Origin of the sequence: Cellulomonas telluris (assembly GCF_004886325.1) — a bacterium.
Classification (GTDB): domain Bacteria; phylum Actinomycetota; class Actinomycetes; order Actinomycetales; family Cellulomonadaceae; genus Cellulomonas; species Cellulomonas telluris.
Window position 1 is genome coordinate 738,350 of the sequence record NZ_QXFN01000001.1, and the last position, 19,932, is coordinate 758,281.

General features: G+C 76.6%; 23 protein-coding genes. 6 read left to right on the forward strand and 17 right to left on the reverse strand.

Annotation, left to right across the window (positions count from 1 at the left end; translation table 11 throughout):
• Positions 1–74: 74 nt before the first annotated feature.
• A complete protein-coding gene (locus FB586_RS03530) occupies positions 75–296 on the reverse strand; it encodes a hypothetical protein (protein ID WP_136517909.1) in 222 nt (73 codons plus the stop codon).
• Positions 297–481: 185 nt separating this feature from the next.
• On the opposite strand from FB586_RS03530, the gene FB586_RS03535 reads away from it, so the two are divergent.
• Positions 482–1,816, forward strand: a complete 1,335-nt coding sequence (locus tag FB586_RS03535) for a uracil-xanthine permease family protein (RefSeq protein ID WP_136517910.1) — start codon at positions 482–484, stop codon at positions 1,814–1,816.
• A 95-nt stretch (positions 1,817–1,911) separates the two neighbouring features.
• On the opposite strand, the gene FB586_RS03540 is transcribed toward FB586_RS03535, so the two are convergent.
• Together FB586_RS03540 and FB586_RS03545 are read right to left on the reverse strand one after the other, a co-directional pair.
• Positions 1,912–2,544 (reverse strand): LytR C-terminal domain-containing protein, encoded by a 633-nt coding sequence (locus FB586_RS03540; protein WP_136517911.1) that lies wholly within the window; start codon positions 2,542–2,544, stop codon positions 1,912–1,914.
• Between the two features lie 12 nt (positions 2,545–2,556).
• Complete coding sequence (locus FB586_RS03545) at positions 2,557–2,853, reverse strand: type II toxin-antitoxin system VapB family antitoxin (RefSeq protein ID WP_136517912.1); 297 nt, start codon at positions 2,851–2,853, stop codon at positions 2,557–2,559.
• A gap of 216 nt (positions 2,854–3,069) precedes the next feature.
• On the opposite strand from FB586_RS03545, the gene FB586_RS03550 reads away from it, so the two are divergent.
• Complete coding sequence (locus FB586_RS03550; protein WP_168800439.1) at positions 3,070–5,703, forward strand: rhamnogalacturonan lyase; 2,634 nt, start codon at positions 3,070–3,072, stop codon at positions 5,701–5,703.
• A 113-nt stretch (positions 5,704–5,816) separates the two neighbouring features.
• Here FB586_RS03550 and FB586_RS03555 read toward each other — a convergent pair whose 3' ends face one another.
• The 4 genes from FB586_RS03555 to cspE all read right to left on the reverse strand — a co-directional run bounded on the left by FB586_RS03555 (position 5,817) and on the right by cspE (position 8,097).
• Entirely contained in the window at positions 5,817–6,560 is a 744-nt protein-coding gene (locus FB586_RS03555) for a hypothetical protein (RefSeq protein WP_136517913.1), read from the reverse strand.
• 56 nt (positions 6,561–6,616) lie between these two features.
• Positions 6,617–7,366 carry a hypothetical protein gene (locus tag FB586_RS19690; RefSeq protein WP_187697835.1) on the reverse strand — a complete coding sequence of 250 codons (750 nt, stop codon included), beginning with the start codon at positions 7,364–7,366 and terminating at the stop codon, positions 6,617–6,619.
• Positions 7,363–7,746: a PadR family transcriptional regulator gene (locus FB586_RS03565; protein WP_246036394.1), complete on the reverse strand. Its 384-nt coding sequence runs from the start codon at positions 7,744–7,746 to the stop codon at positions 7,363–7,365. Before FB586_RS03565 ends, FB586_RS19690 begins: the two co-directional genes overlap by 4 nt.
• Before the next feature lie 147 nt (positions 7,747–7,893).
• Positions 7,894–8,097 carry a transcription antiterminator/RNA stability regulator CspE gene (gene cspE, locus FB586_RS03570; RefSeq protein ID WP_136517914.1) on the reverse strand — a complete coding sequence of 68 codons (204 nt, stop codon included), beginning with the start codon at positions 8,095–8,097 and terminating at the stop codon, positions 7,894–7,896.
• 258 nt (positions 8,098–8,355) lie between these two features.
• Between cspE and FB586_RS03575 the strand changes: the two genes are divergently transcribed.
• Entirely contained in the window at positions 8,356–9,357 is a 1,002-nt protein-coding gene (locus FB586_RS03575; protein ID WP_136517915.1) for a P1 family peptidase, read from the forward strand.
• 4 nt (positions 9,358–9,361) lie between these two features.
• Here FB586_RS03575 and FB586_RS03580 read toward each other — a convergent pair whose 3' ends face one another.
• The gene (locus FB586_RS03580) at positions 9,362–9,871 is read right to left on the reverse strand and encodes a mycothiol transferase (protein ID WP_136517916.1); all 510 of its coding nucleotides are present in this window, start codon (positions 9,869–9,871) and stop codon (positions 9,362–9,364) included.
• 153 nt (positions 9,872–10,024) lie between these two features.
• Between FB586_RS03580 and FB586_RS03585 the strand changes: the two genes are divergently transcribed.
• A complete protein-coding gene (locus tag FB586_RS03585; protein ID WP_136517917.1) occupies positions 10,025–11,038 on the forward strand; it encodes a CPBP family intramembrane glutamic endopeptidase in 1,014 nt (337 codons plus the stop codon).
• Positions 11,039–11,051: 13 nt separating this feature from the next.
• Here FB586_RS03585 and FB586_RS03590 read toward each other — a convergent pair whose 3' ends face one another.
• The 9 genes from FB586_RS03590 to FB586_RS03630 all read right to left on the reverse strand — a co-directional run bounded on the left by FB586_RS03590 (position 11,052) and on the right by FB586_RS03630 (position 17,279).
• On the reverse strand, positions 11,052–11,909 hold the full coding sequence (locus FB586_RS03590) for an SDR family NAD(P)-dependent oxidoreductase (protein WP_136517918.1): 858 nt from the start codon (positions 11,907–11,909) through the stop codon (positions 11,052–11,054).
• Between the two features lie 51 nt (positions 11,910–11,960).
• The gene (locus FB586_RS03595; RefSeq protein WP_136517919.1) at positions 11,961–12,404 is read right to left on the reverse strand and encodes a GNAT family N-acetyltransferase; all 444 of its coding nucleotides are present in this window, start codon (positions 12,402–12,404) and stop codon (positions 11,961–11,963) included.
• 1 nt (position 12,405) lies between these two features.
• Positions 12,406–12,891, reverse strand: a complete 486-nt coding sequence (locus FB586_RS03600) for a hypothetical protein (protein ID WP_136517920.1) — start codon at positions 12,889–12,891, stop codon at positions 12,406–12,408.
• 47 nt (positions 12,892–12,938) lie between these two features.
• Positions 12,939–13,229 carry a DUF1905 domain-containing protein gene (locus FB586_RS03605; protein WP_136517921.1) on the reverse strand — a complete coding sequence of 97 codons (291 nt, stop codon included), beginning with the start codon at positions 13,227–13,229 and terminating at the stop codon, positions 12,939–12,941.
• A gap of 68 nt (positions 13,230–13,297) precedes the next feature.
• Complete coding sequence (locus tag FB586_RS03610; RefSeq protein WP_136517922.1) at positions 13,298–13,945, reverse strand: NADPH-dependent F420 reductase; 648 nt, start codon at positions 13,943–13,945, stop codon at positions 13,298–13,300.
• Between the two features lie 42 nt (positions 13,946–13,987).
• The gene (locus FB586_RS03615; protein ID WP_136517923.1) at positions 13,988–14,479 is read right to left on the reverse strand and encodes a GNAT family N-acetyltransferase; all 492 of its coding nucleotides are present in this window, start codon (positions 14,477–14,479) and stop codon (positions 13,988–13,990) included.
• Positions 14,480–14,503: 24 nt separating this feature from the next.
• Positions 14,504–15,949: an FtsX-like permease family protein gene (locus FB586_RS03620; RefSeq protein WP_136517924.1), complete on the reverse strand. Its 1,446-nt coding sequence runs from the start codon at positions 15,947–15,949 to the stop codon at positions 14,504–14,506.
• On the reverse strand, positions 15,943–16,683 hold the full coding sequence (locus tag FB586_RS03625) for an ABC transporter ATP-binding protein (RefSeq protein ID WP_246036396.1): 741 nt from the start codon (positions 16,681–16,683) through the stop codon (positions 15,943–15,945). Before FB586_RS03625 ends, FB586_RS03620 begins: the two co-directional genes overlap by 7 nt.
• Positions 16,680–17,279, reverse strand: coding sequence for a PadR family transcriptional regulator (locus FB586_RS03630; protein WP_136517925.1), 600 nt, complete (start codon positions 17,277–17,279; stop codon positions 16,680–16,682). Before FB586_RS03630 ends, FB586_RS03625 begins: the two co-directional genes overlap by 4 nt.
• Before the next feature lie 166 nt (positions 17,280–17,445).
• Between FB586_RS03630 and FB586_RS03635 the strand changes: the two genes are divergently transcribed.
• On the forward strand, positions 17,446–19,308 hold the full coding sequence (locus FB586_RS03635; RefSeq protein WP_136517926.1) for a M48 family metallopeptidase: 1,863 nt from the start codon (positions 17,446–17,448) through the stop codon (positions 19,306–19,308).
• A gap of 74 nt (positions 19,309–19,382) precedes the next feature.
• The gene (locus FB586_RS03640) at positions 19,383–19,925 is read left to right on the forward strand and encodes a YcxB family protein (protein ID WP_136517927.1); all 543 of its coding nucleotides are present in this window, start codon (positions 19,383–19,385) and stop codon (positions 19,923–19,925) included.
• Positions 19,926–19,932: the final 7 nt, after the last annotated feature.

Here is a 19,932-nt window from a genome sequence, read left to right on the forward strand (position 1 = left end):
CAGGGCCCCCGCGGAGGGCGGCTACGGGCCGTCCACCTCCCGGCGCCCGCGCGACGGCGGGCGCCGGCACCGGCTCAGAGGGGCTGGTCGCGGGGCGGCGGCGGGGCGACGGGCGTCCCCGAGAGGTTCGAGCCCGGGGCGGGCGGGACCAGACCGCGCTGCTGCGTCGGGTCGTCGCGGTCGACCTCGACGTCGTCCGGTGCGGGGTCGGCGACGGGCGCGGTCCCCGTCACGGGGTCGGGGGCGCCGCCGGTCGTGGCGTCGTCGTGCTCGTCGGGCGTCGTGGGGACGGACATGGTCGGCCTCCTGCGTCTGGCGGAGCGTGGGCCCCCACCGTGCCACGGGGCGCCGGGGGTCGCCCGGCGAGCCGGCCGCGGGCGCGCCCGCCCGGACGTGTGACGTCCCGGTCACATGGCCGGACTACCCTCGGCGCGGTGCGCCGCGCGCGGTGCCGGGCACCGGTGCGAAGGAGCGTGGTGACGTGGCGGGCTGGGGCTGGACGGTGCACGGGGACGGCAGGTCCGTCGCGCCGGGCGAGGTGGTGGCGCCGGGCGAGCGGCTGTCCTGGGGCCGGACGGCCGGCATCGGGATGCAGCACGTCGTCGCGATGTTCGGCGCGACGTTCCTCGTCCCGCTCATCACGGGCTTCTCGCCGCAGACGACGCTGTTCTTCTCGGCCCTCGGCACGGCGCTGTTCCTGCTGCTGACGCGCAACCGCCTGCCCAGCTACCTGGGCTCGAGCTTCGCGTTCATCGCGCCGATCGGTGCGGCCACCGCCGCGGGCGGCCAGTCCGTCGCGGTCGGCGGCATCCTCGTGACCGGCCTCGCGCTCGCGGTGGTCGGCGTCGTGGCGCACCTGGCCGGCACGCGCTGGATCGACGCGCTGATGCCGCCGGTGGTCACGGGGACCATCGTCGCGCTCATCGGGTTCAACCTCGCTCCGGCGGCGTGGGGCTCGTGCACCGACGACGGCTGCTCGGGCTTCCGCGCGGCGCCGGTGACCGCGACCGTCACGCTGCTGGCGATCGTGCTCGTCACCGTGCTGTTCCGGGGCATCCTCGGGCGGCTGTCGATCCTCGTGGGCGTCCTCGTCGGGTACGCGGTCGCGCTGGTCCGCGGCGAGGTCGACCTCGAGGCGGTCGGCGAGGCCGCGTGGGTGGGGCTGCCGCCGTTCGTCACGCCGACGTTCGACCTGGCCGTGCTCGGCCTGTTCCTGCCCGTCGTGCTGGTGCTCGTCGCCGAGAACGTCGGGCACGTGAAGTCGGTCGCCGCGATGACCGGCACCGACCTCGACCCGTACGTGGGGCGCGCGCTCGTCGCCGACGGCCTGGCGACGACGCTCGCGGGGACGGGTGGAGGCTCCGGCACCACGACGTACGCCGAGAACATCGGCGTCATGGCGGCGTCGCGCGTCTACTCGACGGCCGCCTACTGGGTGGCGGCGGGGACGGCCCTGCTGCTGTCGCTGTCGCCGAAGTTCGGCGCGCTCGTCGCGACGATCCCCGACGGCGTGCTCGGCGGTGCCGCGACCGTGCTGTACGGGATGATCGGGCTGCTGGGCGCCCGGATCTGGGTGCAGAACCGGGTCGACTTCTCCTCGCCGGTCAACCTGATGCCGGCCGCGGTGGCCCTCATCGTCGGCATCGCCAACTACTCGTGGGCGGCCGGTGAGCTGCGGTTCGAGGGGATCGCGCTCGGGACCGCCGCCGCGATCGGGCTCTACCACCTCATGCGGGTCGTGGCCCGGTGGCGCGGCACGCACGACGAGCCGGCCACGCCGGCGTCTGTGCCGGGCGGGACGGAGCTCACGCACTGACGCGTGCGGGTCCGCGTCACGACGGCGCGGACCCGCACCGCCGTCGGGGTCGTACCGGTCGGGCCGACACGCCGCGGGCCGACGGCCCGGTCGGGTCAGCCCGCGGGGGCCGGCTCCTGGGTGGGCGCCTGCTGCGCCGCCTCGGCGAGCTCCGCGAACGGGATGCAGCCCTCGGGGCCCTCCAGGGGGGTCGACGCCTCCAGCAGGACCTGCTCGGGCGGCAGCAGCTCCGCGAACTCGGTGCCGAGGACGATGTCCAGGACGGCGTCCGGGCGCGAGCTGAACGTCAGCTGCGCGTCGGGCACGTGCGCGTGCAGGGAGTAGGCCGCCGCGACGCCGTGGACGCCGTAGATGATGCGCGCGACCCCGGTCGTCCTGGGGCCGTTGCCCTCGCTGATCACCGCGAACCCGCGCTCCCGCAGGGCACCGGCCGTGGAGGCGGCGAGCCCCGCGCGGTCGGCCCCGTTGAGCACGTTGACCTGGACCTGGTCCGCGGCGACGGGCAGCGCGCCCTCCGGCGGGCAGTAGACGGGGGCGGCGGTCGAGGTGGGGGTGGCGGTGCCGGAGAAGCCGCGCTCGAGGAACGGCAGCGAGAGGCTCTCCGTGTACAGCGCCGCGGACCCGACGCCCGCCACGGCCAGACCCGCCAGCAGGACGCCGAACACGACGGCCTGCCGCTCGTGCATGTGCCGCCGGCGGACCTGCCGGGCCTTGTCCTGCTCGCTCATCCGCCCCCTGCCTCAGCTCAGCACCAGGACGCGCGCGTGCAGGAGCGCACGCTGCTGGAGTGCGGCGCGGACGGCGCGGTGCAGCCCGTCCTCGAGGTACATGACGCCCTTGAACTGCACGACGTGCGCGAACAGGTCGCCGTAGAAGGTCGAGTCCTCGGCCAGGAGGGCGTCGAGGTCGAGCGTCCGCTTCGTCGTGACGAGCTCGTCCAGGCGCACCTGCCGCGGCGGCACGTCGGCCCACTGGGCCGGGGTGACGCGCCCGTGGTCCGGGTACGGGCGCGCGTCGCCCACCGCCTTGAAGATCACCCCCCGAGTGTAGGGGGTGGCCCCTCGCCGCTCGGGCCGCTCCGCGCCGGTGCCGCGGACCTCACCCGCACGCACGCGGCGGCCCGTGCGGCCGAGGGTGTTGACCTGGCGCCGCGGAGCGCGTTGAATCGATCAAACCGGACGGGAGAGCGCATTCCACGCCGTCTTCGCGGTCACCGACGACCGCGCGGCGCCCGTCCGCCGGAAGGGGAACCGATGACTCCGCGCACCCGACGACGTGTGCCCGTCCTGACCGCCCTGCCCGCGACCGCGTGCATCGCCGCACTGGCCCTCGCCGGTGCCGCTGCACCCGCGTCCGCCGGGCCCGTCCCCGCCGGCCCGGGCGCACCGGCCGCCGCGTCCGACGCGGCCGCAGCCCGGCACGGCCACCGCACGACCGCCGTCCAGCTCGAGCGCCTCGACCGCGGGCTCGTCGCCGTCGCCACCTCCGAGGGGGTGTTCGTCTCCTGGCGGCTGCTCGCCCCCGAGGTGACCGGTGCCACCGCCGGCACGCAGACCGGTCCCCGGTTCGCGGTCTACCGCGACGGGACCCTCGTCGACACCGTCGAGGGCGCGACGAACCTGCTCGACGCGGGCGGCACGGCCACGTCCGTCTACCGCGTCGCCGCCGTGGTCGACGGGGTCGAGGTCGACGTCAGCCCCGACGTCACGCCGTGGGAGGGGCACCACGACATCCCGCTGAACAAGCCGGCCGACGGCGTCACGCCCGCCGGCGAGGCCTACACGTACGCCGCCAACGACATGAGCGTGGGCGACCTCGACGGCGACGGGCAGTACGAGTTCGTCGTGAAGTGGGACCCGTCGAACGCCAAGGACGTCTCGCAGGTCGGGTACACGGGCAACGTGTACGTCGACGCCTACGAGCTCGACGGCACGCAGCTGTGGCGCATGGACCTTGGCGTGAACGTCCGGGCCGGGGCGCACTACACGCAGTTCCCCGTCATGGACTTCGACGGCGACGGCCGGGCCGAGATGATGCTCAAGACGGCACCCGGCACCACCGTCACCACCTACGCGCCGGACGGCACGCCGTCGCAGCCCCGACCCATCACGCTCCCGGCCGACGACGTCGCCGCCGGCGTCACCCACGCCGACGACTACCGGATGAGCCGGGCCGACTACTACGAGCACGTCGTGGAGATGTTCCGCGGCTGGTCGACGCGCGAGGAGGTCGTGTCCGGGCAGTGGCCGGCGACGCTCGAGGAGGCGTTCGGCATCGAGCCGCAGTACACGTACCCGCTGTCCGACGCGGACGCCCGCTCGCTCACCGACTACTTCATGGACGTGTACGCACCCTCCCGCAGCGCCCGCAACGTGCTGCGGAACTTCGAGGGCTTCGTCCTCGACGGGCCGGAGTACCTGACGGTGCTCGGCGGCGACGGCCGCGAGCTGCAGACCGTCGACTACAAGCCCGGCCGCACGGACGACGGCCTGCTGTGGGGCGACTACGCGATGTCCCGCATCGAGCCGGGCAACCGCGTCGACCGCTTCCTCGCCGGTGCCGCCTACCTCGACGGGCAGCGGCCGTCCGCGATCTTCGCGCGCGGCTACTACACGCGCTCGACGGTCGTCGCCTACGACTGGGACGGCAAGGCCCTCGAGGAGCGCTGGTACGTCGACTCCGGCTGGACGCCCATGACGAACCCGTTCAACGACGGCCCGCACGGGCGCGACGGCACGGACCCCGAGTTCGGCAGCATCACCACGCAGGGCTTCCACTCGCTGTCCGCCGCGGACGTCGACGGCGACGGCCGGCACGAGATCGTGTACGGGTCCGCCACGATCGACGACGACGGCTCGCTGCTGTACTCGTCGTTCGCCGAGATGCCGGAGGGCTCCGCGACGCCGGGCCAGCAGGCGCGGCTCGGCCACGGCGACGCCATGCACGTCACCGACATCGACCCGAACCGTCCGGGCCTGGAGATCTTCACCGTGCACGAGGGCGGTGCGTCCGCGCCCTACGGCATGGCGATGCGGGACGCCGCGACGGGCGAGACGCTGTTCGGCGTCTACACCGGCCGGGACACGGGCCGCGGCATGATCGGCGACGTGCGCCCCGACGTGCCGGGGCTCGAGGCGTGGGCGAGCCTGCCCGGCGGCACGGACGCGTCCGGCCTCTACTCGGCCGACGGGCGGGTCCTCCAGCCGACGATCTACGGCACGAACCAGTCCATCCGCTGGGCCGCCGACGGCACGACGCAGCTCGTCAACGGGACCGGCGACCAGACGCCGACCATCGACGACGCCGCCCGCGGCACGATGCTGACCGCCGAGGGCACGCGCACCAACAACGGCACCAAGGGCAACCCGGGCCTCGTGGCCGACGTGCTGGGCGACTGGCGCGAGGAGCTGCTGGTGCGGACGGCCGACTCGTCGGCGATCCGCGTCCACACGTCGACCGAGATCACCGACCGCGGGCTCGTCACGCTCATGCACGACCCGCAGTACCGGGCCGAGGTCGCGCGGCAGCAGACGACGTACAACCAGCCCGCGTACCCGGGCTTCTACCTCGCCTCCGACACGGACATGACGACCGTGCCGGTGGCCGAGGCGTGGCTGCCGGGCAGCGTCGACGCGCTGCGCGACACGTTCCGCCGGCTCGTCGCGTCCGGCGACCTGCGCGGGCTCGCCGTGATCGAGGGCCTGGCTGCGGTGGAGGTCGCCGACCGTGCGGCGGACCGCGGGCAGACGCGGGTCGTCGTCGCGACGCTCGACGCGTGGGCGAAGCGCCTCGAGCGCATGCGGGACAACCGGTGGTCGTCCGCGACGCCGACGGCCCGCACGACGCTGGTCACCCAGATCGGGCGGATCACGGCGCCGCTGCGCTGAGGCCACCGCGGCAGACGCCGCACCGGCAGCGACCCCGGAGGTCCTGCGTCCGCCCGAACGGCGGGCGCAGGACGTCCGGGGTCGTCCGCGTACCGGGCACCCGTGGGCGCCGGTCAGCGGGGGAGGGCCGTGACCAGCGCGACGGTGAGGAGGGTCGCCGCGGGGACCAGGAGCGCGGCCACCCAGGCCAGCCGCCGTGCACGCCGGGCGTCGGCCTCGGCCTGCTCCCGCGTGCGGCCCGGCGCCACCAGCAGGTCGCCCTGCCGCCGCCCGCGCAGCAGGGACGCCGACCCCGTCGCGAGCAGCGCGAGCCCGACGACCGCGAACGGCACGGGCGTGACGGTCAGGGCGGTGGCCGGCAGCAGCGCGATCGCCAGGGCCGACACGGCCACCGGCACCAGGCCGGCGAGGAACGCACGCCACCCGCGCAGCCGCATCAGCCCCCGGACGACCGTCCCGGGCGCGGCGGCCACGGCGGCGGCGAGGGCCGTCGCCACGAGCACGGTGGTGGCCGCGCCCGCCGTGAGCGAGAGCTCCTCCCCCCGCAGCCACGGCGGCACGGACCAGACCGTCGCGACGACGCCACCGACCTGCACGAGCGCCCCGACCCCGTCCCGCAGCGGGCTGCGGCGGGGCGCCGGCACGGCGACCGCCTCCGCCAGCGTCGCCGCGTACGCCGCGGGGTCGCCGAACGCCGTCGCGGCGTCCTGCCCGGAGTCCCGGCAGTGCGCCTCGACGTCGGCGAGCGCACCGCCGATGGTCGTGCCGGGGACGTCCCGCAGCCGCAGCTCGAGCACGAGGCGCTCGCGCCAGGCCGGGTCGACGTGCGGGGCGATGGCGCGGGGGTCGCTGGTCATCGGGGCCTCCGGGGTGGGCGACGAGGGGAGGTGAGGAGGGTGACGCGCGCGCCGGGTCAGGGGCGCGGCGCGACGCTGAGGGCGACCACCAGGACGGCGGTCACGAGCCACGCGCCCCACAGGTGCGCGTACGCGAGCAGGCGGAACCACCACGGCGTCGGCCCGGACGCGTCCGCGCCGTCGGGGGAGCGCACGGGGTCCCCGGAGAGGCTCTCCTGGAGCGTCACCGTGAGGACCGTGCCGGTGACGAGCAGCGCGAGGCCGAGCCCGGTCAGCGGTGGCGCGGGCAGGGCGACCGACGCGTCCCGCGCGAGGAGCGCCACGCCGACCGCCAGGCCGGGGACGAGGAGGGACACGAGGACCACGCGCCACACCGAGGCGTCGAACAGGTACCGCAGCACGGGCGTCGGCCACCGCGTGATCGCGACCATCACGGCGCCGAGCAGGACCACGACCACGACCGCGGACAGGTGCACGTCCGCCGTCTCGCCCCGCAGCCAGGCGACCGCACCGGTGGTGGTCGCCACCATGCCCAGGGTCTCCACGGCCGCCGGCACGACGGTGCGCACCGGCACCGGCTCGTCGTCGCGCCGGCCCGCCGCCTCGGCGAGCGCGACGCCGTACGCGCGGGCGTCGCCGAACGCCTCCTGCGCGCTCTGCCCGGAGTCGAGGCAGTACGCCTCGACCTCGGCGAGGGCGGCGCCGATCGCGTCGCCCGGCACGTCGTGCAGGCGCAGCTCGAGGACCAGGTCCTCACGCCAGGCGGCGTCGACGTGGGGGGCGAAGGTCGCGGGGTCCTGGCTCATCGGGGCACCTCCGTGCCGGTCACGAACGCGCGGGTCAGGTCGGCGAAGCGGGCCCACTCGGCGGCGTCGCGGCCGAGCCGGGCGCGGCCGTCGTCGGTGAGCTCGTAGTACTTGCGTCCGGGGCCGCCCTCGCCGGGGCGCCACTCCTCGAGCACGAGGCCGGCGGTGTGCAGGCGGCCGAGCAGCGGGTAGAGCGTGCCGCCCTTGACCTCGCCGAGGCCGGCGGCGTCGAGCCGCTGGGCGATGTCGTAGCCGTAGGTGGGGCCGTCGGCCAGGACCCGCAGCACGCAGAGCGTGAGGACGCCGCGCAGCCACTCGCCCGGCCAGTCGGCCGTGGGCACGCCGCCGGGGGCGGGGGCGGTGGGGCGGGTCGTGGGCACGGCTAGACAGTACGCCTGACTAGATCGCCGCACAACCTAGGTGTGCGCGTGGGGCTGCGGACCTGCTGCGCCGTGGCGCGGTGCCGGAACGCCACGAGGGCGCCCCGGCCGAAGCCGGGACGCCCTCGTGATGAGCTGTGGTGTCGCTCAGACAGGCTGCACGTTCGACGCCTGCGGGCCCTTCGGGCCCTGCTGCACGTCGAACTGCACGCGCTGGTTCTCCTCGAGCGAGCGGTAGCCGCTCGACTGGATGGCCGAGTAGTGGACGAAGACGTCAGCGCCGCCGTCCTCGGGGGCGATGAAGCCGAAGCCCTTCTCGGCGTTGAACCACTTCACGATGCCAGTGGGCATGGTGTTCTCCTCATGCGGGTTGGTACGACCCCGACGACCGGGACCGGTGAATCACGGCGTCGTCGTCCGCTCCGGAGAACGAGAGACCCCACGGCGGTACCGTCGGGCCGACAAGCGATGCACTGCGACTACGGCGACCACCCTAGCCGCCCCGGCGGCGCGGAGCGAGTGAGAAATCGGTCATCTTCGCCGCGGACGGTGCACGTCGGGGTGAACGGGGCGTCCGCCGGCCCCCGACGGCGTGCCACGCTGAGGCCCATGGACGAGCCCGCACAGGCACCCTCCGGATCCGTCGGCGACGTCCCGGGCGTCCGGGTCGGGCACGCGCAGCGCGTCGGGGAGGGGTGGCTCACGGGCGTCACCGTCGTGCTGCCCCCGCCGGGGACCGTGGGCGGCGTGGACGTCCGCGGCGGAGGTCCCGGGACGCACGAGACCGACGCCCTCGACCCGCGGACGCTGGTCCCCACGGTCGACGCGGTGGTGCTCACCGGCGGCAGCGCGTTCGGTCTGGTCGCCGCCCACGGTGCGCAGCGGTGGCTCGCGGAGCAGGGGCGCGGGTTCCCCGTGTCGGACGTGCCGGGCGAGGTCGTGCCGATCGTGCCCGCGGCGGCCGTGTTCGACCTGGGCCGCGGGGGCGTCTTCGGCCACCACCCGGACGTCGCCATGGGCTGGGCGGCGGCCGCGGCGGCCGGTGCCGCGGAGCCGGGTGCGGACGTCACCCGGGGCACGGTCGGTGCCGGGACGGGCGCCGCGCTGGCGGGCGGGCGCTGGAAGGGCGGCGTGGGGACGGCGTCCGTGCGCCTGGACGAGCTCGGGGTGGTCGTCGGCGCGCTCGTCGTGGTGAACGCGGCAGGGGCGCCGCTCGGGCTCGGCGCACCGGCGTCGGCACCCGGCGGCCCGCTGGGGCCGGACGGTGCACCGCGCGTGACCGCGCTGCCCGGGGAGGCGCTGAACACGACGCTCGCCGTGGTGGCCACCGACGCCGCGCTCGACCCCGCGGAGACGTCACGCACGGCCACCGCCGCCCACGACGGCTTCGCGCGCGCCCTCGACCCCGTGCACACGCTCGCGGACGGCGACACGGTGTTCTCGCTCGCCACGGGCGCCGTCGCGCTGCCCGCCGAGCGCCCCGCCCGCGTCGCCGCGCTCGTGGCGGTGCAGGCCGCGGCGGCGACGGCCGTGCGCGCCGCGGTCGAGGACGCGGTGCGGTCCGCGTCCGGCGTCCGGACGTCCGCCGTGCACCTGCCGTCGTGGTGCTGAGGCCTCAGCCCGCCCGGTCCAGGAGCCCGCGCACGTAGGCCGCCTGCCCGACGTGCTGCAGGTCGTCCGCCAGGATGCTCACGAGCCGGACGCCGAGCGTGACGGGCGGGTCCCAGTCCTCGTCGACGACGACGTCGAGGTCGTCGTCGGTGAGCCGCTCGAGGTAGGCGAGCGTCGCCGCGGTCGCGGCGTCGAGGTAGCCGAGCAGCAGGTCGGCGGGTGCCCGCACCTGCCCGACCTCCTCCGGCGACTGCCCGTACCCGGTCGCCGCGTCCTCGAACGGCAGGCCGAGGCGCTCCGCCCAGCCCTGGGAGGTCCAGACCTCCTCGACGCCGGCGAGCGGGGCGACCTGCGCGTCCTGGACGCGCGCGAGGTGCCACACGAGCCACGCGAGCGTGTTCGCCCGCGGGTCCGGCCGGCGGGTCAGCAGCTCCTCGTCCGCGCCGTCGAGCACGGCCCGTACCTCGTCGCCGATCCGCCCGAACCCGTCCGCCAGCAGCTGTGCCGAGCGCATCGCGCCTCCCGCGTGTCGTCCCCTCCCCGCCGTCGCGGGGTGCTCCTCGACGCTACGGAGCGGGACCCGGCCGTGCACCCCGAGCGACGACTGTTTGATAACATCTATAACAAGCGCTGGGATGCGCGACGGACCGACCCCCGGGAGCCCGCCATGACCGACCCCGCCCACGTCCCACCGGCGCAGCACGCCGTGGCCCCGGCCGCCGCTGCCCCCGCCGCTGCCCCGGCCGACCCCTGGCCCACGCGTGTGCCCCGGGCCGCCGTCACGACGTTCGTGCTGGTCGCGTGCGCCCTGGCCTGGCTCGTCGCGCTGCCGCTGTGGACGGGCGACGGCCTGGCGTCCCCGCTGTTCCCGGTGCTCGCCGTCCTGGTGATGTGGACGCCGGCCGCCGCGGTCCTCGTCGTCACGCTCGTGCAGAAGGTGCCCGCCCGCGACCGGCTGCGCGCGCTCGGCGTGCGGCCGCTGCGGCCGCTGCGGCGGACGCTCGGGCTCACGGCGCTCGGCCTCGTCGCGCCCGTCGTGCTCGTCGCCGCGGTGACCCTGCTGGCCGGCGCCCTCGGTCTCGTGCGGCTGGACCTCACCGGGTTCTCCGGGTTCGCCGAGCAGGTCGAGGGGACGCTGCCCGCGGGGGCCGAGCTGCCGCCCGTGGGCGTGCTCGTCGCCGCCCAGCTCGTCGCGATCCCGTTCGGCGCCCTCGTCAACAGCCTCGCCGCGCTCGGCGAGGAGGTCGGCTGGCGCGGGTGGCTGCTGCCGGCGCTGCTGCCGCTCGGCACGTGGCCGGCCCTGCTCGTCTCCGGCGCGGTGTGGGGTCTGTGGCACGCGCCGCTGATCCTGCTCGGCTACAACTTCGGGCGCCCCGACGTCGTCGGCGTGCTGCTCATGGTCGGCGGCTGCGTCGCCTGGGGCGTGCTGCTCGGGTGGCTGCGCCTGCGCAGCGGGTCGCTGTGGCCGCCCGTCGTGGCGCACGGTGCGCTCAACGCCGTCGCCGGGCTGGTGGCGGTCCTCGTCGCCGCGGGCGAGACGCCCGACATGGCGGTCGTCGGGCCGCTCGGGCTGGTCGCGTGGGGCGTCCTCGCGGTCGTCGCCGTCGTCCTCGTCGCGACCGGGCAGCTCGCGCGGCGACCCGCCGGGGGCACCGTGCGCACGACGGCGCCCACGCGCTGAGGGCGCCCGGACGTCAGGCGACCAGGTGCTCGCTGCGCTCCCACAGGACGCGCGCGAGCACCGGGTCGTCCGCCCGGCGGTTCACGCGGGCGATGCGGCCGTCGGCCCAGTACTGCCCCGAGGGCCAGTCGACCCTCGGCCGTCCGTCGGCCAGGCGCACGAGGTCGCGCGCGCCCACCTCGGGCGTGCGCAGGAGGCGCTTGCCCAGCGACGAGCGGTAGAACCAGCCGAACAGGTCCGTCGACGTCCCGGCGAAGCTCGTGGCGACGCCGCCGGGGTGCACCGCCGCCGACGCGAGCCCGGCGCCGTGGTACCGGCGGTGCAGCTCGCGCGTGAACAGGACGTTCGCGAGCTTGGCGTCGCCGTAGGCGCGGAACGGCACGTAGCGGCGCGTGTCCGCCGGGCCGCCGAGGACGGCCGCCTCGTCCACGGTCAGGCGCGAGGTCTTGTGCGCCGTGCTCGACGTCGTGACGACCGCACCGCCCACGGACAGCAGCCGGTCGAGCAGCAGGCGGGTGAGCAGGAACGGCGCCAGGTGGTCGACCTGGAACGTCGTCTCGAGCCCGTCCTCCGTGAGGACGCGCTCCGGGAAGAGGCCGCCGGCGTTGTTCACCAGCACGTCGATGCGCGGGTGCGCCGCGAGCAGGCGGTCGGCGAGGTCGCGCACCTGGTCCAGGTGCGCGAAGTCCGCGAGGTACGCGGGCCCGCCGACCTCGTCGGCCACGCGCCGCGTGCGCTCCGGGTCCCGGCCGACGACGACGACGTCGTGACCGCGGGCGGCGAGGGCGCCCGCCGCCGCGGCGCCGATCCCGTCGCTCGCACCCGTGACCACGACCGTGCGCCGTCCGGGGTGCTGCGCGTCCTGGGTCATGCCTGCTCCTCGGTGCGGTGGTGCCGCGCGGCGGCGCCGGCGCTCGTGACGCTACGGAGCGGTGCGCGTCCCCGCGACCCGGGCGGGACGCACCAGGGCCGTGGCGTCGGGCGGGGCGAAGCCGAACCGCTCGTACAGGCCGTGCGCGTCCTGGGTGAACAGGACCCAGCGCAGGCGGGCACCCGGTCCCTCGTCGATCATCCGGCGCACCAGACGCTTGCCCAGGCCGTGACCGCGGTGCCCCGCCACGACGAACACGTCGGCGAGGTACGCGAAGCGCACGCCGTCGGACACGGCGCGCGCGAAGCCGACCTGCGTCCCGTCGGGCGCGTACGCGCCGACCACGCGCCACGCGACGCGGACCTGCTCCTCGACCTCCGCACGTGTGCGGTCCCGGCCCCAGTACGCCTCCTGCGAGAGGAACGCCCAGACGACGTCGAGGTCGAGGCGGGCCGGGTCGTCGTCGACCACGTACCCGTCGTCGGCCGGCTCCACGTCAGGCGACGGAGGCGAGCAGCCGGATCCGCTCGCCCAGCGCCACGTCGTCGACGCGCGGGGTGACCCCGCGGCCGGCGGGCAGGAACGACGTGACGAGCGGGCCCAGGCGGTCGAGGTCGACGTCGACGAGCGTGGCACCGCCCTCCGAGCGGGCCGTCGCGACGCCGCCGGGCAGCTTCGCGAGCTGGTTGCGCACGGCGTCCGTGACGAACGACGAGAGGTCCATGCGCAGCGTCGGGTGCTGCGCCACCACGGCGACCTGCCACGTGCGTCCGGTGACGCCACGGTCCTCCACCCGCACGTCCACCGGGCCGGCGAGGCGGGTGGCCATGCGCACGGCCCCCGGCACGCCCGGGAGCTCGTGCACGGCCACCGAGGCCTGCACGGTGCTGCCGGACCCGCGCACGTCCCGTACGGCCGCGGGCAGGACGTCGGCGGCGCGGGCGAGGACGAGGGCCTCGTCGAGGGCGAGGGAGAGCTCCATGCGCCCCAGGCTACGGGCGTGGACGGGCGCCCACCTGCGGGGGCCGCTCAGACGTCGAGCAGGCGGACGGCGACCGGCACGGTGTCGCCCGGGCCGACGCCCGCCGCGGTCCGCACGGCCTTCTTCACGGGGAGCACGAACGTCCCGCGGGTCTTGTCGGGGAAGAAGGAGGTCCGCCACGTGGTCGGGCCCAGCGTCACCTCGACCCGCACGGAGCCGAAGCCGCCCTGCCGCCCGCGCGTGAGCTCGTCGACCTCGTCGGCCACGTCGAACGGCACGGCGGCGAACACCCAGGCGTTCTCCTGGAAGAGCGGGGCGTCGAACGCGAACTCGGCCACGCGCGGACGCTAGCGCGCCGGGCCGACACCGCGGTGCCGGCCCGGCGGGCGTGCCCGGGACGGGCTCGTCACATGTCGCGGTAGCGGCGGGCGGCGGCGAGGTCGGCGCGCAGCTCCTCGGCGGTGCGGCGCGCGCCGTAGCCGGGGGTGTCGCGCTGGATGCGCCACCCCTCCGACAGCGGGCTCAGCTCGACGGCGTCGAAGCCGAGCTCGTCCAGCAGGGCCACGACACGGGCCCGGGCGGCGTCGTCGTCCGCGGCGACGACGAGGGCACGGCGGCCCGGCGTGCCCGCGGGGGAGCCGTCCGTCGTCAGCTCGGCCGCGAGGATGTGGTTGAACGCCTTGACGACGTGGGACTGCGGCAGGTGCCGCTGGAGCAGCTCCGCGGTCGTCGTCGACTCGTCGTCGAGCTCCGCGATCTGCCCGTCGCGCTGCGGGTAGTAGTTGTTGGTGTCGATGACGACCTTGCCGGCGAGCGGCTCGACCGGGACCGTGTCGATCGCCTTGAGCGGGATGGTGACGACGACGAGGTCGCCCGCCTCCGCCGCCTCCTGCGGCGTGCCCGCCCGCGCCCGGTCGCCGAGCTCGGCGACGAGGTCGACGAGGGTGTGCGGTCCGCGGGAGTTGCTCACCACCACGTCGTAGCCGTGCCGCACCGCGAGACGCGCGAGCTGCGAGCCGATGTTGCCTGCACCGATGAGTCCGATGGTCGTCATGTCGGCCTGCAACACGTCACCGGGTCCCCGGTGTTCCGGCCCTCACCCGGACACGCGGGACGCCGCCGCGTCCGCGGCGGCGGGGCGCAGCATCGTCACGTGCGGGATGCCGTCCTCGGAGTAGACGTCCGAGGCCTCCGTGAAGCCGAACCGGGCGTACCAGCGGGCCAGGTGCGCCTGCGCGTCGAGCACCTGCTCGCGCTCGCCCGCCGTCGCGACCGCCACCCGCATGAGCCGCGACGCGAGGCCCTCGTTGCGCGCCGACTGCGCCACGCACACGCGCCCGATGCGGGCGCGCGCGGGCGACGACTCGGTCGCCCCGTCCTCGAGCAGCCGCAGGTAGCCGACGAGCCGGCCGCCCCGCGTGGCCAGCAGGTGCTGCGTGCCGGGCTCCAGGTCGCGCCCGTCGATCTCCGGGTACGGGCACCGCTGCTCCACCACGAACACGTCGACGCGCAGGCGCAGGACGTCGTAGGCCTGCACCGGCGTGAGGTCGTCCCACGCCGACCAGGTCAGGGCGATCGCGTCGGTCACCGGCGGATCCTCCCACGGCCGGCGTCAGTCGGCCGTGGGCCGTCCGTCGGCGGAGGGCTGCGGCAGGAGCGCGGCGGCGGCCGTGACGACGAGCGGCAGCAGGACGAGCAGGGCGGCGACGGCGCCGACGGGTGCGACGAGGTGGTGCGTGACGGGGCCGCCGGACGTCGGGGCGTACCGGTAGGCCGTCACCAGCAGCGCGCCGAGCGCGAGCCCGGCGGGCACGCCGGTCCACGCGCCCACGGTCGCCACCAGGCCCGCCTGCCCGGCCGCGATCCGCCGCCGCGTGCGGCGGTCGACCCCCACGGCGTCGAGGGTCGCGAGGTCCGCCGCGCTCTCCTGCGCGGCCAGCGCGGCGGTCGCCCACGTCGCGAGCAGGACGACGGCGACGGCCGCGACGACGAGCGCCGCGTCGGCCACCGGGTCGTCGAGCATCGTGGGGCCGGGTGCCAGGTGGGTGGCGCCGTCGCGGGTGTCGACCACCACCGAGAGCGCGCCCGAGCGCTCGAGACCGGACCAGTCCGCCTGCTGGCCGTGCGAGGACCACGTGTAGACGAGTGCGGCCGTGGCACCGGCCACGACGGTCGCGGAGGCGGCGACGGCGGCGAGGGCGCGGAGGCGATGGCGTGCGGCGTCCCGCAGGACGAACCGGGACGCCACGCCGCGGACGGGCAGGCGGTCCAGCGTGCCCAGCAGCGCGCCGAGCAGGACGACCAGGCCGACGTGCGCGGCGGCGGCGGCGCCGACGACGACGAGCGCGTACGCCTCCCGAGCGGCCCAGCCCGCCAGGGCGCCGCCGCCGGCGGTCAGCGCGAACCCGGCCGCTCCCAGGAGCGCGGTCCGACGGGGCGCGGGCGCGGCGGCGAGGGCTTCGGGCCGGAGCACCAGCCGGCGCGCGGGGAGCCACGCCGCGGCGGTCGCGGCGACCACCGTGACGACGCCTGCCGAGGTGGTCGCCAGCAGCCCCACCAGCACGTCGAGGAGGCCCTCCGGGCGCATCGTGCGCAGGGTGACGGCGAGCGCCGCCGTGCAGCCCAGGACGGCGCCGGTCGCGGCGACGAGGGCGGCGGGGGCCACGACGACGCGGCGCAGGTCGGCCCGCGTCGCTCCCACCGCCGCGAGCGCGCCGAGCTCGCGCAGCCGGCGGTGCAGGCCGACGAGGTGCGCGGGTGCCACGAGGACGACCACCAGGACGACGGCGAGCGCGGCGGCCGTCGCCATCGTGCCGACGGCCGCGGGGTCCACGTAGTGCAGGACGCCGCCTCGGCCGCCGGCCGGGCCCAGGGGGGAGGCGAGGACGAGCGCCCGCGCGGTCGTCGTCGCGACCAGTGCGGACATCGCCGCCGCGACCGTGACGGGGACGAGCACGAGCCCCGTGCGGACGCGGTGGCGGGCGGCGTCCCGGCGGGCCAGCAGCAGGGCCGGGCGCCACGCGGCGGCGCGCGGCACGTCGACCGTCCCGCTCACCACGACGCCTCCCGCGGTGTCCCGAGCAGCAGGTCCGTGGGGTCGCCCGGCTCGGCGACGTCCGTGACGACGCCGTCGCGCAGGAAGACCGTCCGGTCGGCCCATGCCGCGACGCGGGCGTCGTGCGTGACGACGACGGCCGCGGCGCCCGCGTCGACCCGGGCGCGCAGGAGGCGGACGACCTCGTCGCCGGTCGTCGAGTCGAGCGCGCCCGTCGGCTCGTCGGCGAGCACGACGCGGCGCTCCCCGACCAGTGCCCGCGCGAGGGCGACCAGCTGCTGCTGCCCGCCGGACAGGTCGCGCGGGAAGCGGTCGGCCAGGTCGGCGACGCCGAGGTCCGCCAGCGCCCCCAGCGCCGCCGCGCGTGCCGAGCGGGGGCGGATGCCGTCGAGCTCGAGCGGCAGCGCGACGTTCTCCGCCGCGGTGAGCAGCGGCACGAGGTTGAGCTGCTGGAAGACGTAGCCGACGGTGCGCCGGCGCACCCGGGCGCGGTCGTCCGGGCCCAGCTCCGACAGGTCCTGCCCCGCGACGGTGACGCGTCCGGACGTGGGCACGTCGAGCCCGCCGAGCAGGCGCAGCAGCGACGTCTTGCCGGAGCCCGACGGGCCCATGACGGCGACGAGCTCGCCCGCGCGGACGGCCAGGTCGACCCCGGCGACCGCGCGGACCTGCGAGGGTCCCTCCCCGTGCACGCGCGTGAGGCCGCGCGCGGTGACGAGCACCGGGCCGCGCGTCACCGGCGGGCCGCCGTCTCGTCGTCGGCCGGTGCGGTGGCCGGACGTGGCGCGGGCGCCGGCGGTCGTGCGTCACGGGTGGCCGCGGCGCGGGCGACGCGTGCCTCGACGTGGTCCAGCCACCGGATCTCGGCCTCGGCCGCGAAGACGAGGTTGTCGACGACGAGCGACCACGCCAGGTCGGCGTCCGCCCCGGCCGCGCCCTCGACCCGCAGGCGGTGCAGCGCCTGCATCGCCCGCATCGTCTCGGTGCGCTGCACCTGGACCAGCCGGCGCACGTCGACCCCGGGCGTGCTGACCGCGAGCGCGAGCTTGATGGCCAGCTCGTCGCGGGCGGGTGCGGTGCGCGCCACGGGCGCCGCCCACCAGTCCCGCAGCGCGTCGTGCCCGGCGGGGGACAGCGTCCAGCGCGGGACGTCGCCGTCGGCGTCCGCGGGCGCGACGAGGCCGTCGCGCACGAGCCGGTCGAGCGTCGTGGAGACCTGGCCCATGTTGAGCGGCCACGTGCCGCCGGTGCGTCGCTCGAACTCCTGCCGCAGCTGGTAGGCGCCCGCCGGTCGTTCGGCGAGCAGGGCCAGCAGGCCGTGGCGGACGGACATGGCACCTCCTCGGGTTACCGAGGAACGTTACTGAGTAACCGCCGGCGGAGCAAGGCGCCCGTCCGCTGGGTGAAGAGGGTGCCGAAACCCGCCCGGGGCGCTGCTGCCCGCCGCTACGCTCCCCGCGCACCACTGCCGCCGACGGCGGGTGCGGAAGGGACCCGGCATGGTCACCACGCTGCGCGCAGCGCTGTCCGTCCTCCTGCTCGCGGGCTTCTACCTGGTCGCGGCCGGGTTCGTCGCCGGGCTGGTGTGGCTCACGGTCCGGGCGTTCGACCTCGGGATCGGCTCCGCCGCCGGCAAGCTCGCCCTCGTCGCCGTGGTGGTGGTCGTCGCCCTCGTCCGCGCGCTGTGGCGGGTCGCCCGCGCCAAGCCCGGGCCGGAGCCCGGCGTCGAGGTCGCCCCGGCCGCGGCACCCGAGCTGTGGGCGACCGTGCGCGAGCTCGCCGACGTCGCGAGCACCCGCGTCCCCGACGAGATCCGCCTCGTGCCCGAGGTCAACGCCGCCGTCGCCGAGGACGCGCGGCTGCTCGGCCTGGTCGGGGGCCGGCGGCGGCTCTACCTCGGGGTGCCGCTCCTGCAGGCGCTCGACGTCGCACAGCTGCGGTCGGTCCTCGCGCACGAGCTCGGCCACTACTCGCGCAACCACACGCGCCTCGGCGCGGTCGCGTACCGCGGCCGTGCCGTGATCCTCACGACCGTCGGGCAGCTGTCGGGCGTCGCGGGCTGGCTGCTGCGCGGCTACGCGCGGCTGTACCTGGTCGTGTCGGCGTCGGTGAGCCGCCGGCAGGAGCTCGAGGCCGACGAGCTGTCGGTGCGCGTCGCCGGGCGTGCGGTCGCGCAGGCGACGCTCCGCGAGGTCCCCGTCGTGGACGCCGCCTGGTCCTTCTACACGAGCGCGTACCTCGCGGAGGGCTGGGAGTCGGGCCTCGCCCCGACCGCACGCGGGTTCTTCGGCGGGTTCGGCGAGCTGCTCGCGGCCCGCGGCGACGAGCTCGCACGCGTCCGGGCGGAGGCGCCGCCGCAGGAGCAGTCGGTGTGGGACAGCCACCCCTCGGTCGCCGCCCGCGTCGCGGCCATGGAGCGGATGCCGTCGGCCGAGCTCCCGCGGGACACGCGTCCCGCGACCGCCCTCGTCCCCGGCTTCGCCGACGCCGCGACGGCCGTCGCGGAGGTCGCCGTGCAGTTCGGCGACCGCGAGCGCCTCGAGTGGGACGACCTGACCGCCCGCTCCCTCGGCACGGCTGAGCAGCGCACCGCCGACTCGGTGTACCGGGCAGCGGCGCGCGTCGCCGGCGTGGGGCGCGCCACGCTCGGCACGGTGCTCGACCTCGTCTCGGACGGGCGCGGTGACGTGCTCGCACGCGAGCTCGGGTTCGGGGCGACGCCCCACGACGGGGAGGGGCACCCGCTGGCCGGGACGCTCACCGTCGTGGTCCGCGCCGCCGCCGTGCAGGGCGGGGCCGCCCGCTGGCGCCACTCGTGGAGCGGGCCCGCCGTGCTGGTCGGGCGCGACGGTGCGCGGTTCCCGGTGGACGAGATCGTCGACACCGCCCTGCGCCCCGGATCGGCGCCGTCGGTGCGCACGGGCCTGCTGACGCTGGGGCTCGACCCGGACGCCGTCGGCCAGGTGGGCGAGCGCGCCACCGCGCACGGCGCCGAGGTGCTCGGCGGCATCGCGAACATGCAGGTCGCCAAGGTCCAGCACGACGTGGTGGTCCTCGACAACGGGCTGCTGCTCGTGCGCTGCCCGAAGAAGACCGAGGGCGGCAAGCACCGCATCGCGGCGCTGCTGCGCTCGGCGCCGCTGGTCGAGCTGGCCGCGCAGCACCGGTTCCTGCCCTACGAGGAGGTCGCCTCGGCGGAGGTGCTGCGGCACACGCCCGTGCGGGTCGCGTTCACGCTCCGCGACGGCACGACCCTCGAGCTCAAGGAGCTGTGGACGGGCGAGCGGCTGACGAAGAACAGCCACGAGGTGCTGGTGGGGGTGGCGCAGCACCTGGCCCCGGTGGGGGCCGTCGCCGGCTGACGGGGGGACGCCGTGCGGGACGTGCTCCGGACGGCGGTCGTCGCGGCGCCCCGCCGCGCGTACGGTCTGCCCTCGTGACCAGCACGGACGGACCGGACGGCCCTGCGCCGCAGGAGGACGCGACGCCGTCGGGTGCCCGCACCTGGACCGTCGACGACGGCTACGCGGGGCGTGCCGCGGCCGTCGTCGTCCGCCTCCAGCTCTGGCGGTTCGTCGTGCTGGCGCTGCTCGCCCTCGCCGTCGTCGCGCTCCTGCAGGTCGGCAGGCCCGTCGACCGCCACGACGCGGTCGGCCTGGTGGCCGGCGCCGTGACGGTGCTGGTCGCGGTCGTCCTCGTCGCGCTGCACGCACGCCGACGCGCACGGCAGCAGATCGCGCGGATCTCGCCGGCGGGGTCCACCGTCGCGGCGGCCCTCGGTCCGGACGGGTTGTGGCTCAAGACCTCGCTCGGGTCGGGCACGACGCGGTACGCGGCGTTCCGCCGGGTGGACGAGCGCGACGGCGTCGTCCTGCTGCGCCAGCACGCGCGGGCCCTCGTCCTCCTGCCGGTGCAGGTCCTGCCGCCCGACGGGGTGACCGAGCTACGGCGGCGGGTCGAGGCTCCGTCCGGTCCGTGACGGGCGC

Excerpts from the sequence above, each read along its gene's own strand:
- FB586_RS03585 (WP_136517917.1), top strand. The coding sequence starts at position 10,025 with ATGACCGACCCCGCCCACGTCCCACCGGCGCAGCACGCCGTGGCCCCG.
- FB586_RS03600 (WP_136517920.1), bottom strand. The coding sequence starts at position 12,891 with ATGGAGCTCTCCCTCGCCCTCGACGAGGCCCTCGTCCTCGCCCGCGCC.
- FB586_RS03630 (WP_136517925.1), bottom strand. The coding sequence starts at position 17,279 with ATGTCCGTCCGCCACGGCCTGCTGGCCCTGCTCGCCGAACGACCGGCG.
- cspE (WP_136517914.1), bottom strand. The coding sequence starts at position 8,097 with ATGCCCACTGGCATCGTGAAGTGGTTCAACGCCGAGAAGGGCTTCGGC.
- FB586_RS19690 (WP_187697835.1), bottom strand. The coding sequence starts at position 7,366 with ATGAGCCAGGACCCCGCGACCTTCGCCCCCCACGTCGACGCCGCCTGG.
- FB586_RS03575 (WP_136517915.1), top strand. The coding sequence starts at position 8,356 with ATGGACGAGCCCGCACAGGCACCCTCCGGATCCGTCGGCGACGTCCCG.
- FB586_RS03550 (WP_168800439.1), top strand. The coding sequence starts at position 3,070 with ATGACTCCGCGCACCCGACGACGTGTGCCCGTCCTGACCGCCCTGCCC.
- FB586_RS03590 (WP_136517918.1), bottom strand. The coding sequence starts at position 11,909 with ATGACCCAGGACGCGCAGCACCCCGGACGGCGCACGGTCGTGGTCACG.
- FB586_RS03635 (WP_136517926.1), top strand. The coding sequence starts at position 17,446 with ATGGTCACCACGCTGCGCGCAGCGCTGTCCGTCCTCCTGCTCGCGGGC.
- FB586_RS03555 (WP_136517913.1), bottom strand. The coding sequence starts at position 6,560 with ATGACCAGCGACCCCCGCGCCATCGCCCCGCACGTCGACCCGGCCTGG.
- FB586_RS03530 (WP_136517909.1), bottom strand. The coding sequence starts at position 296 with ATGTCCGTCCCCACGACGCCCGACGAGCACGACGACGCCACGACCGGC.
- FB586_RS03540 (WP_136517911.1), bottom strand. The coding sequence starts at position 2,544 with ATGAGCGAGCAGGACAAGGCCCGGCAGGTCCGCCGGCGGCACATGCAC.
- FB586_RS03610 (WP_136517922.1), bottom strand. The coding sequence starts at position 13,945 with ATGACGACCATCGGACTCATCGGTGCAGGCAACATCGGCTCGCAGCTC.
- FB586_RS03580 (WP_136517916.1), bottom strand. The coding sequence starts at position 9,871 with ATGCGCTCGGCACAGCTGCTGGCGGACGGGTTCGGGCGGATCGGCGAC.